This window comes from Schaalia sp., assembly GCF_050312375.1.
GTDB lineage: Bacteria > Actinomycetota > Actinomycetes > Actinomycetales > Actinomycetaceae > Pauljensenia > Pauljensenia hyovaginalis.
Genome location: NZ_JBNOYB010000122.1, coordinates 1 through 11875, shown reverse-complemented (window position 1 = coordinate 11875; position 11875 = coordinate 1). Strand labels below are relative to the sequence as shown.

10 protein-coding genes are annotated in these 11875 nt (G+C 69.3%); 9 read left to right on the top strand and 1 reads right to left on the bottom strand.

Translation table 11 applies throughout. The annotated features are described in order from the left end of the window. Positions 1–120: 120 nt before the first annotated feature. The gene (locus ACQY7V_RS10010) at positions 121–1938 is read right to left on the bottom strand and encodes a glycosyltransferase (RefSeq protein ID WP_428640100.1); all 1818 of its coding nucleotides are present in this window, start codon (positions 1936–1938) and stop codon (positions 121–123) included. 170 nt (positions 1939–2108) lie between these two features. Here ACQY7V_RS10010 and ACQY7V_RS10005 point away from each other — a divergent pair, with 170 nt between their 5' ends. From ACQY7V_RS10005 to ACQY7V_RS09965, 9 genes are all read left to right on the top strand, one after another. Further along, positions 2109–3824 (top strand): CDP-glycerol glycerophosphotransferase family protein, encoded by a 1716-nt coding sequence (locus ACQY7V_RS10005; RefSeq protein ID WP_428640098.1) that lies wholly within the window; start codon positions 2109–2111, stop codon positions 3822–3824. After that, positions 3821–4552, top strand: coding sequence for an IspD/TarI family cytidylyltransferase (locus ACQY7V_RS10000; protein WP_428640096.1), 732 nt, complete (start codon positions 3821–3823; stop codon positions 4550–4552). The genes ACQY7V_RS10005 and ACQY7V_RS10000 overlap by 4 nt, the downstream gene beginning before the upstream one ends. Next, a complete protein-coding gene (locus ACQY7V_RS09995; RefSeq protein ID WP_428640095.1) occupies positions 4549–5601 on the top strand; it encodes an NAD-dependent epimerase/dehydratase family protein in 1053 nt (350 codons plus the stop codon). The genes ACQY7V_RS10000 and ACQY7V_RS09995 overlap by 4 nt, the downstream gene beginning before the upstream one ends. Next, the gene (locus ACQY7V_RS09990) at positions 5598–7307 is read left to right on the top strand and encodes a glycosyltransferase (protein WP_428640093.1); all 1710 of its coding nucleotides are present in this window, start codon (positions 5598–5600) and stop codon (positions 7305–7307) included. Before ACQY7V_RS09995 ends, ACQY7V_RS09990 begins: the two co-directional genes overlap by 4 nt. Continuing rightward, a complete protein-coding gene (locus ACQY7V_RS09985) occupies positions 7304–8137 on the top strand; it encodes an ABC transporter permease (RefSeq protein ID WP_428640091.1) in 834 nt (277 codons plus the stop codon). The genes ACQY7V_RS09990 and ACQY7V_RS09985 overlap by 4 nt, the downstream gene beginning before the upstream one ends. Continuing rightward, complete coding sequence (locus tag ACQY7V_RS09980) at positions 8138–8881, top strand: ABC transporter ATP-binding protein (RefSeq protein WP_320836485.1); 744 nt, start codon at positions 8138–8140, stop codon at positions 8879–8881. Between the two features lie 154 nt (positions 8882–9035). Continuing rightward, positions 9036–9848: a histidinol-phosphatase gene (hisN, locus tag ACQY7V_RS09975; RefSeq protein ID WP_428640090.1), complete on the top strand. Its 813-nt coding sequence runs from the start codon at positions 9036–9038 to the stop codon at positions 9846–9848. A 68-nt stretch (positions 9849–9916) separates the two neighbouring features. Further along, positions 9917–11125: an exonuclease SbcCD subunit D gene (locus tag ACQY7V_RS09970; protein WP_428640088.1), complete on the top strand. Its 1209-nt coding sequence runs from the start codon at positions 9917–9919 to the stop codon at positions 11123–11125. Continuing rightward, a partial coding sequence (locus ACQY7V_RS09965; protein WP_428640086.1) for an AAA family ATPase occupies positions 11122–11875 on the top strand: 754 nt, incomplete at its 3' end. The genes ACQY7V_RS09970 and ACQY7V_RS09965, both read left to right, overlap by 4 nt.

Genomic DNA, 11875 nt, shown 5'->3' with positions numbered 1-11875 from the left:
CGGGCGGCGAGACGGTGAATCCCGGCGGCGCGCCGATTTGCGGCGCCGCCGGGCCAACGGGCGGCGAGTGCGCGATCGTCCGAGGGGTCCTGATCCGAGCGGGCTCAAACCCGGCGGGCCCTACCGGAACCAGACGATCCTGCCGACGTTCTGATACAAGGCCTTGCGAAGGGATGCGGGGACCAGGCGGTAGCCGCCGCGGACCGCGACGTTGCGCGCCCATCGCAGCGGTCCGATGAGGCCCCGTTCCACGAAGAGGCGCTGAAGCGCCATCTCGGATCGGAACATGGACGCCCCGCCGCGGCGCGTGTAGGCGCCATCGCCGATCCGGTAGAGGACGAGGGGTTCTTGGATGTTGCAGCACGCGGCGCCCCCGGAGACCATGCGCGCGAAGAGCCAGTAGTCCTCCATGCGGTCGACGTGCTCATAGCCTCCGGCCTTCGCGACTGCGCTCTTCGTGTAGACGACGGTCGGATGGTTGAAGGGATCGCGCACGGTGATGGTCTCCCGGATCTCGCGGGCTTCGAGCGGCATGCGCCGCACCAGGCCGGTCTCGGTCTCATCGGACTCGAACTCCGCGATCGCCGAGCCGATGAGTTCGAATCCCTCCTCGATGAGCGGCAGCTGCATGGCGAAACGATGCGGGAACGAGATGTCGTCGGCATCGGCTCGGGCGATGACCTCGTAGGGGCAGGCCTCGAGCCCCTCGTTGAGGGCGTTCGCCAGCCCCCGGTTCTCGGCGATGCGGACGACCTCCACGGGGACTCCCCCGGTGAGATCCTCGCGCAGCCCCGAGCGGCAGTCGGACAGGATCTCGTCGATCCTCGCGTCGACCGGCCCGTCGACGACGACGAGAAGCAGGGAGGCCTTGCGCGTCTGGTCGGCGCCGACCGATCGCAGGGAGCGTTCGAAGTACTCGGGGGCGTCCCCCGCCCACACGGGCAGCAGGACCGCGAACTCGATGGGGCCCTGGGCCCTCCTCGGCGGGATCCGCGTGGCGGCCCCCGCTTCGAGGACCGCCGCCTGGCGGCCGACGGGCGTGTTCCAGAGGACCTCAGCGGTCGGCCGGGGCGTCCTCGACCCCTTGAGGATCCCCTCGCGCAGGTCGCGAAGCCGCTCGCGACGCTGCGGGGACTTCGCGATCATCCGGCCCCAGCGCAAGACTGTGGCCGCGCCGAAGGCGAGGGTGTCCACCGGGTTGAAGGCCCTGGAACGGGTGAAGGCCCAGACCTTGTTGCGCACTTCGTTGACGAAGCGCGGTCCCGGATCGACATCCGTGGAGTTGGCGAAGGCCTTCGTCCGGTGCTCGACTCGGGCCGCATCGACGTAGAGGCCCACGCGTGTGCGCAGCAGGCGCGCCGTATATTCGAAATCGTCGTTCCAGAGGAAGTAATCGGCGACGGGCAGCCCCTCCTCGCGAATCGCGCGCGCATCGATGAGGACCGCGACGAAGGAGGCCGTGCGGATCTGCCGCGCCCCCGCGACTGCCGCGCGCCGACGCAGGAGAGGGTCGATGAGGAAGCGCTCGCGCGGCGTGTTCATGGGGTGCTCGCGACCGTCGATCCAGTCGGCGCGGCAGGCGAGGACCGCCGGCTGACCGGGGTAGTCCCTGTGCGCGCGGCACAGCTCCGCCAGGGCGGTCGGCGAGGGGACGGTGTCGTCGTCCATGAGCCACACGAATTCGGCGCCGCGCGCGATCGCCCGCGCGATTCCGGCGGCGAAACCGCCGGCCCCGCCGATGTTGCGCTCCATCGGCACGACGTCGGTGACGACGCGGTGCCCGCGCGCGACCTGGGCGGACTCGTCCGAGGAGGCGTTATCGACGACGATGACGTCATCGAGTCGCCGTGTCTGGGCCGCGAGCGCGTCGAGCGTGTCGCGCAGCATCGTGGCCCGGTTGAAGGCAACGACGACCGCCGCGATCGAAGCATGGGTCATGCGTTCAGAGTATCCATTCGGGCCGCGGATTCGTCGCACAACGCGGTTTTTCGGACGTGCGCCCCGATTCGCAACCGTTCCGTGATCGCCTCCCTTTCCGGGAGCGCGGGGCCCCTCCCGCGTATAATCGTCGGAGGTTCCGTCGTCGGGAAGGGTCCCTGTTCGCTCCTATGGTTACTCGTGTCCTCCCGCCCCTGGCCTCCTCCCGTTTCGAGGTCGTCGGCGTCTCCTGGGAGCGCGTCCTCCTGCGCATCGACGTCCGCATGGCGCCCCGGGCTCGGGCGCATGACGGGGCTCCGCGCGCTCCGGACGACGAGCTGGACGTGGATCCGGTCGTGGAAGCCGCCCCTGCGGCTTTCGGCCTCCGACGCGAGTGCGACGCCCTCCGCCCCGTCGAAGCGCATCGGGTCGATCCCGATACATGGCGCCTCACGATCAATGTGACGAACTTCGAGCAGCGCAAGCCCCTTCCGGATGCGACGTGGCGGATCGCGGCCTTCGACGGCGAGGGCTGGCACCGCGTCGGATGCGACTTCGCCCTGCTGGGCTCCCTCGACGACGCCTCCCGGCCCTTCCTCCACGATGCGAACCGCCGCGCCTACGTGGTCGAACCGGGGATCGGAGCGCTCGAACCCGAGTTCGTCCTGCGCGTCTTCTCCTTCGTCCGCCCGCCCGCCGGCTCCGCGCTTCGGACGAGGGCGGGGCTCTTCGCCGCCGGGGCCTGGAGGGCCGTGAAGCGCTCCTGCCTCATCGCGGCCTATCGCGCCTCGATCGCGCTCCACCCGGATCGGGGCGGGACGATCCTCTTCGCCTCCGAGGCCCGCCCCGGCCTTCAGGGGAATCTGCGGACGATCCGCGACCGGATGGTCGAGCGGGGCCTCGACGAGCGCTTCGAGTTCCTCTACTCCTTCCGCACCGAGGCGATGTCGGATCGCAAGTCCGCTCTCAGGCTCGCCTGGCTCATGGGATCGGCGGGGACGATCATCGTCGACGACTACTTCGTCCTCCTCGATTCCTTCCCCGTCGACGGGAATCACACGATCATCCAGGCGTGGCACGCCGGATCGGGGTTCAAGGACGTCGGCTATTCGCGCTTCGGGAAGTGGGGGTCGCCGAACCTCACGAACGCCCACCGCCACTACACCTATGCGATCTGCGGATCCGAGCCCCTGCGCGACGTGTACTCCGAGGTCTTCGGGATCGAACGCGGGGCCGTGATCCCGACCGGACTGCCCAGGATCGACGATTTCCTCGATCCGGCGCGGATCGGGGATGCGAAGGCCCTGTTCGCACGGTCCTATCCGGAGGCCGTCGGCAAGCGCGTCCTCCTCCTCGCCCCGACCTTCCGGGGCAGGGGCATGGCCGACGGCTACTACGACTGGGACCGCGTCGACTTCGACGCCCTCTACGAGGCCCTCGGCGAGGACTCCGTCCTCCTCGTCCGCCAGCACCACTTCGTCGTCGATCCCGCTCCGATCCCCGAGGCCCTTCGCGGCAGGATCATCGACGCTTCCGGATTCCCGGATACGAACGACCTTCTCCACTGCGTCGACGTGCTCATCACGGACTACTCCTCGATCATCTACGAGTACTCCCTCCTGGAACGCCCGATGGTCTTCTACGCGTACGATCTGGACATGTATGCGGCGACTCGTGGAATGCACCGCGACTACCGGGCGAGCGCGCCGGGCCCGGTCGCGACCTCCTTCGACGAGTTGCTCGCCCTGATCGCGGATCCCGGGCTCGATGCGGCCAAGGCCCTCGCCTTCCGCGAGGAGAACTTCGATCACGCCGATCGGGGCAATGCCGATCGCTTCATCGACTGGCTGATCCTGGGCGGGATGCCGCAGCGATTCCGGAGCGCTACTCCAGGGGAGGAAGAATGAACGTCGCCTTGATCTTCGCCGGGGGCAGGGGCGTGCGGATGCAGGCGGGCTCCGTGCCCAAGCAGTTCCTGGAGATCTACGGCCGTCCCGTGATCGTGCACACCCTGGAGGCCTTCCAGAATCATCCCGAGATCGATGCGATCCTCGTGGTGATCCTCGACGAGTTCCGCGATGAGCTCCTGCGCCTCATCGACCGCTACGAGCTCGACAAGGTGAAGTGGATCGTCCCGGGCGGCGCGACCGGCCAGGACTCGCGCTACAGGGGATTGCGCGTCCTCGCCGACGCCTGCGACCCCGACTCGATCGTCTTCATCCACGACGGTGTGCGCCCCCTCGTCGACGAGGCGCTCATCAGCGCGAACCTCGAGACCGTGAGGGCTCACGGCACGGCGGTCACCTGCACGAAGACGAATGAGACGGTCGTGCGCGTCGAGGGCGACTCCATCGAGGAGGTCATTCCGCGCGAGCCCCTGTGGACAGCGCAGGCGCCCCAGACCTTCCGCCTCGGCGATGCCGTCGAGGTGTACGAACGGGCGATCGCCGAGGGGATGACCGATACGATCGACACCTGCTTCCTGTTCCGGCACTACGGGATCCCCGTCCGCATGGTCCCCGGCCCGCACACGAACATCAAGGTGACGACGAGTTCGGACTTCTACGTCGCGCGGACCTTCTTCACCCTCCTCGAGGACGAGAGGGCCTTCGGAGCGAAGGCGAGCGAAGGATGAGCGCCCGCCCCGTCGCCGATTCCCCGTTCTTCGCCCGCGATTGCGAGGGGATCGCCCGCACCGATCTGCCCTGGGAGCGCCTGCGCGGCGCGCGCGTCCTCGTCACCGGCGCTTCGGGGATGATCCCGATGCACCTCGTCGGCGCCCTCGCGGCGGCCGATGAGCGGCACGGGCTCGATCTCCGCCTCGATCTGCTCGTTCACAGCGAAGCGCGCGCGAGGGGGAAGCTGGGGTCCCTCCTCGAGCGAGAAGGCGTTCGGCTCATCGAGGGCGACGTCGTGACGGCGGACCTCGAGGGGGCCTCCTACGACCGCGTGTACCACGGGGCCTCCCCGGCCCGACCCGCGCTCCACTCCACGGATCCTGCCGCGACGCTCAAGGCGAACGCCCTGGGCACGCTCAATCTCCTCGATCAGCTCATCAGCGCACCGGGCCGTTTCGTCCTCATGTCCTCCTCGGAGGTGTACGGCGCCCAGCCGGCCGAAGGCCTCATCGCGGAGGACTCCTACGGGCCGCTCGACCCCTATTCCGTGCGCGCCTGCTACTACGAGGGCAAGCGCATCGCCGAGACGAGCGTGGCCGTCTACTCGGCGCAGTACGGCTTCGCCGGCCTCGTCGTCCGCTTCGGGCACATCTACGGCCCGGGAATGGCCCTGGACGACGGGCGAGTGCAGGCGGACTTCGCCGCGGATGTTCACGCCGGCCGCGACATAGTGCTCACGGGCGACGGGACGGCCGTGCGCACCTACACCTATGTGACGGACGCGGTCGCGGGCCTCCTCACGGCCGATCTCCTCGGCGATGCGCCGATCTACAACATCGCCGACCCGCAGGGCGCGGTCACGATCCGCGAACTCGCGGACGCCTTCGTCGCAGCCCGCCCGGAACTCGACCTGAAGGTGCGCTTCGCGAAGGGGAGGCCCCCGAAGGGGGTCAGCATCCAGCGCCGCCTCGGCCTCGATCCGAGCAGGCTCCTCGATCTGGGGTGGAGGCCGCGGGTCCCGCTTCACGAGGGAGTCCGGCGCATGGTGGAGGCCCTCGGCGAATGAGCGGGCGCACCCTCCTCCAGTCGTGGTCCGATCGCGACGGGGCGCCCCGCCATTGGGCGACCCTCTTCCCCGTGTCCCACTGGCGCGAGGTCCTTCCCGGCGACCTCTTCGTCGAAGTCGAAGCCGCCGCTCCCGTCAGGCTCATGGGCCGCAGCCGCGGCAGGACCGTCTGCCTCGCGATCGTGTCCGATGCCGAACCCCTGAGGGTCGCCACCGACGAGGACTGGCTGTGGCTCGAGCCCGAGGGCGAGATGAGAGCCGTCCGCTGGAGCGTCGGGGCCCCGCTCGCCCCGGATCCGATCACGGCGATCGTCCCCACGATCGGCAGGATCGCCGAGACGCGCACGCAGGTGGCGTCCTTCCTCGGATCCGGGCTCATCGACCTCGTCATCGTGATCGACCAGATGGGCGGCATCGCCGAGGACCCGGTGCTCGCCGAGCTCGCCCGGGAGCACCCCGGGCGCCTTCGCCTTGTCGAGCAGGGCAATTTCGGCGGGTCGGGCGGCTACGCCCGCGGGATGATCGAGTCCTTCGCGCGTCCGGGCAACGCCGTCCTCCTCTCCGACGACGACGCGCGCCTGGAGCCGGAGGTCCTGCGACGCATGGCCCTGCACATGGCGTGCGCACGCGCAGCCGGAGTCGACGAGATCCTGGGGACGCCACTCCTCGACACCGAGGATCCGCAGACCCTGAGGATCGGCGCCGAATACGTGCGGGCCCGCGACTTCTTCTGGACGAAGGCCGACTCCCTCTTCACGGCCCGCACGACCGAGGCCGATGCCGAGGGCCTGGCCGACGCCCTCGACCTCATCCACGCGCCGAACTACGCGGGCTGGTGGGGCTGCCTCCTGCCCCCGGGGGCGGTCGCCCGCCTCGGCGCCCCTCTCCCCCTCTTCCTCAAATGGGACGATGCCGAATACGGGCTGCGCGCCCGCGACGCGGGATACCGTTTCACCGTCCTGCCGGGAACGGGCGTCCATCATCCCCGCTGGGACACCACGAAGACGCTCTGGTCGTGGTCGGGGGTCCTCTCCCAGCGCAACCGCCTCGCCGTGGCGGCCGCCCGCGGCGCATCCAGGGGCGTCCTCGCCTCCAGCGTCGCCCACCAGGTCAAGCACATCCTGTCCTTGCAGTACGCGGTCGCCGAGTCGTGGAACGAGGCGGCGAGGGCCGTCGCACGGGACTCCTCGTGGTTCGGCCAGGATCTGCTGAGGGCGCGGGAGTGGGCCGTTCGCGTCTGGGACCGCGCCCAGGGGCGCACGGACGAGCGCGCCCTCGCCCTCGTCCCGGGCACCCCGGTCGAAGCGCCCGCGGACCGGAGGGAGCATCGCCTCCGGGCCGCCGCCTCCGCCCTCGGGAAGATCCTCCCCGGCCGTCGCCCCGCCGCTCCGAGGACGATCCGCGAGGCCGGAGCAGCCGATTACGCCTGGTGGGATTCGCTGGGAGCCGATGCGATCCGCATTCTCGACCATCCCGGAGCCCCCCTCGTCCTCGATCCGGCCAGGGCGCGTCGTCTCCTCGTGAGGACCGTGACGGATCACGCAAGGCTCGCCCTCTCGTGGCGGCGCCGCTCCTGGGAGTACGCTTCGAGGGCGCGCAGCGGGTCCGAGTGGGAGACCTGGGCGGCACTTCTGGGGATCACGATCCCCGTCCGGGATGACGAAGAGCGCGCGGGCTCGGCTCCGCGCGGGGAGGCGCGTGCATGAACAGCGGGCATTCGAGCGGAGGGCGGGTCTGCCTCGTCCTGCGCGCGAGGGCGATCTGGAACGACCGAAGAGTGCTGGGCCTCCTCGTCCGCCGGGATCTCAAAGTCCGCTACGCCGATTCCGTCCTCGGCTACGTGTGGTCGGTCCTCGACCCGCTCGCCATGGGCCTCATCTACTGGTTCGTCTTCACGATCATCTTCAAGCGCAGCGTCGGAGAGGAGCCCTACATCGTCTTCCTCCTGACGGCCCTCCTGCCTTGGCTCTGGTTCCAGATCGGCCTGCCCGAGGGGACGCGGGCCATCACCTCGCAGGAGAAGCTCGTCCGCTCCACCGCGGTTCCGCGCGAGATCTGGGTCCTGCGCTCCGTCTTCGCCCGCGGCATCGAATTCCTCTTCTCCGTGCCGGTCCTGCTCCTCTTCCTGCTCATCTACCGGCCGCCGCTCAATGCGAACCTGTGGTTGTTCCCGGTGGCGATCCTCCTGCAGCTCATGCTCCTGACCGGATTGTCCTTCTTCTTCGCGCCCCTCATGGTCATGCTCAAGGACATCGATCCCCTCGTCCGTTTGGCGCTGCGCTTCCTCTTCTACGCCTCGCCGACGATCTACGGCCTCGGCGACGTCTTCGGCAACGACCGGATGCCCCGGATCATCCAGGACCTCTACCTGCTCAACCCGCTCGGCGGGATCCTCTCGGCCTTCAGGGCCGGGATCTTCGCCCAGGAGCTCTACTGGCCCGCGATCGCCTCTTCGGCGATCATCTGCACGCTCACCCTCGTGAGCGGCTACGCCTTCTTCGCGAGGTCCGAACGGGCCTTCCTCAAGGAGATCTGAATGGCACCGATCATCTCCGTGTCCGAGGTCGGCTTGAAGTTCAACAAGGGTCGGCGCTCGCAATCGCTGCGCGAACGCCTCCTGTGGCGCCCCTCGTCGGTGCCCGGGGCGCGGGAGTTCTGGGCCCTGCGCGACGTGTCCTTCACCGTGGAACCGGGGGAGGCCATCGGCGTGGTCGGCCGCAACGGTTCGGGCAAGTCCACGCTGCTCAAGCTCGTTGCGGGCGTCATGATCCCCGACGAGGGCAGGATCGAGGTGCGCGAGGCGACCGCGCCGCTCATCGAGATCACCGGGGGCTTCGTCCCCGAGCTCACCGGGAGGGAGAACATCTCCTTGTCCGCGGGCCTGCACGGGATGAGCCCGAAGGAGATCGCGGAGCGATTCGACGAGATCGTCGAGTTCTCCGGCGTCGGGGAGTTCCTCGACACGCCCTTCCGCCACTACTCCTCGGGGATGAAGGTCCGTCTCGCCTTCTCCGTGATCTCGAGCCTGGACGCGCCGATCCTCATGGTCGATGAGGTCCTGGCCGTCGGCGACCAGGCCTTCAAGGACAAGTGCTACGCGCGGATCCAGGAGCGCCTCGATCAGGGCTGCACCCTCTTCCTCGTCTCCCACTCGGCGAAGGACCTCAAGCGCTTCTGCACGCGGGGCCTGTACCTCAAGGGCGGGAGCCTCGTTCACGACGGCCCGATCACCGAGGTGATGGCCCGATACGAGGGCGACACCCTGGACAGGGGGAAGTGAGCGGACCGCCCTCGCCGCCCGTGATCGCCTTCTCGGCGCCCTTCGCGGGCAGTCGGTCGCCGCGTCGAGCGTTTGCCGATCCGGCTCCTCGCGATCTGCGGCGTCATCGGCGCTTGCGCGAGGGCAGCGGGCACGGAGGCGCTAGCGTGAGGGCATGAACACCGCGCCGTACAACGACGATCTTCGGCTCGCCCACGTCCTGGCGGACCAGGCCGACAGCATCTCCCTCGCGCGCTTCGGCGCATCGGACCTCGTGGTGGAGGCGAAACCGGATCTCACGCCCGTGACCGACGCCGATCGCGCGGTCGAGGACGCCTTGCGCAGGCAGTTGTCGCACGCGCGCTCGCGGGACGCGATCCTCGGTGAGGAGCGCGGCGTTTCGGGGCGCTCCTCGCGCCAGTGGATCATCGATCCGATCGACGCCACCAAGAACTTCGTCCGCGGGGTTCCGGTCTGGGCGACGCTCATCGCCCTGGTGGAGAACGGGGAAGTCGTCGTCGGAGTCGTCTCGGCTCCGGCGCTCAAACGCCGCTGGTGGGCGGCGAAGGGGCAGGGCGCCTGGACGGGCACCTCCCTGTTCACGGGCAGGCGCATCTCGGTCTCCGGCGTCGCGAGGGTCGAGGACGCCTCGCTCTCCTACTCCTCCCTCGACGGGTGGCTGCACGCCGATCGCGGATCGGAGTTCCTCAGGCTCCAGTCGGCGTTCTGGCGGACTCGCGCCTACGGGGATTTCTGGTCCTACATGCTGGTCGCCGAGGGCGCGGTCGATTGCGCGATGGAGCCCGAGCTCGAGGTGTACGACATGGCCGCGCTCGTCCCCATCGTCGTCGAGGCCGGCGGGCGCTTCACGTCCTTGGACGGCCAGGACGGCCCCTGGGGCGGATGCGCGCTGGCGACGAACGGCCTCGTGCACGATGAGGTGCTCGCGGCCCTCGATTGGCCCTCGCGCGAGCGCGCGGAGGACTGAGCGCGCTGCAGCCGGGCCGGCGCGTGCGCGGTGCGGCAAATGCCCATGGCTTGGGCGACACTTGGGGCATGCGGATTCTCCACACTTCGGATTGGCACATCGGTCGGACCCTCCACGGCGCCGACCTCGCCCGATCCGTTGACGCCTTCTTCGCCCAGCTGCTCGAAGCCGTCGAGGAGCGCGCGGTCGACCTCGTGCTCATCAGCGGCGATCTCTTCGATCGCGCGGTCCCTCCCGTGGAGGCGATCTCGCAGACGAACGCCCTTCTCGAGCGCCTCACCGGGCGCGCCAGGGTCATCATCACCTCGGGGAATCATGACGGCCCGGCCAGGCTCGGGCTCTTCGCGAAGCTATTGTCGGATCGTCTCGTCGTCGTGACCGACCCCGAGACGATCGGCACGGCGGTCGAATGCGGGGACCCGGACGACGGCTGCCTCGTCTACCCGATCCCCTATCTCGAACCCGATCTGGTCCGCCATGTCCTGGCCGATCCTCCGTCCTCGGAATCGGAGCGGCCCGATCCGCTCCCGCGCTCCCACGAGGCGGTCGTGTCCGCGGCCCTGCGCAGGGTCCGATGCGATCTCGTGCGGCGTCGCGGCCTCGGCGATGCCCGGCCCGCGGTCCTCATGGTCCACGCATTCCTCACCGGGGGGACCGCTTCGGATTCCGAGCGCGACATCGAGGTCGGCGGGGCATGCGCGGTCCCCGCGGCCGTCTTCGACGCCCTCGGCGGCGAGGAGCCCGTCGACCTCGGGGTCGTCTACGTCGCGGCGGGTCACCTGCATCGTCCTCAGGAGATCCGCGGGGCCTCCATGCCGATCCGCTTCTCCGGCTCGCCGATCGCCTATTCGTTCTCGGAGGCGGGCGCGGACAAGTCGATGGTCCTCATCGACACGGGCTCCGCGCCCGTGACCCCCGAGCTCATCGCCCTTCGCGCGCATCGCCCGGTCGTCCGCCTCCAAGGATTCATGGACGACCTCCTCGCCTCCCCCGATCCTCAAGCGCCTCGCGCCTACTGCTCGATCAGCGTGCTCGACGCCGCCCGGCCGGAGAACATGATCGCGCGTCTGCGCGAGGTGTACCCCCATGCGCTCGTCATCCAGCACCTCGGCTCCGCCGACCCCCAGAGCGCCCCCCGAGCCGCTCGCAGCGACCGGGAGCCCTCCGAGGTCGCCTCCGAGTTCTTCGCGACGGTCGGCGGGCGTGCGCTCAACGATGAAGAGGCCGCCGTTCTCGACGGCATGTGGGCCCGCATCCGCATCGGGAGGACCAAGTGAAGCTCCACCGCCTCGCCTTCACCGCTATCGGCCCCTTCGCCGGCACTGAAGTCATCGATTTCACCGCTTTCGACGATTCGGGCCTCTTCCTCCTGGAAGGGCCCACGGGGGCCGGCAAGTCGACGCTCATCGATGCGATCACCTTCGCCCTGTACGGCGACGTCGCGCGTCTGAAGGATTCCTCCAAGGACCGGCTGCGCTCCGATCTCGCGGCGCCCGGCGTGCACTCCGAGGTCGATCTCGTCTTCGAGGTCTCCTCGGGGATCTATCAGGTCCGCCGCTTCCCCTCCTACATTCCGAAGGGCCGCAAGAGCCCCAGGAATGAGCCCGTGACCCTCGTCAGGGTCGTGGAGGATCCGGATGCGCAGGACGGCTTCCGCACGGTCGGGGCCGTCGAGCGCGGCGCGCGCCAGGTGGACCCCGCGATTCGCGACCTCGTCGGCTTGAGCAAGGAGCAGTTCCTCCAGACGGTGGTCCTCCCCCAGGGGAAGTTCGCCGAATTCTTGACGGCCTCCTCGAAGGACCGTGAAGCGGTGCTCTCCGATATCTTCGACACGCGCATCTACAGGGAGTTGCAGCGCGATCTCGTCGCCGCCGGAAGCGATTCGAAGGCCCTGGTCGCCGATGCGGAAGCGCGCTGTCTCAACGCCTTCCTCCACGTGATGTCCCAGGCCGGGGGCGGTGAGGACGATGCGCCCCCTGAGGCCGGCCTCGCCCTCGCCCAGGACGGCGAGCCCTCACGCCGAGTCA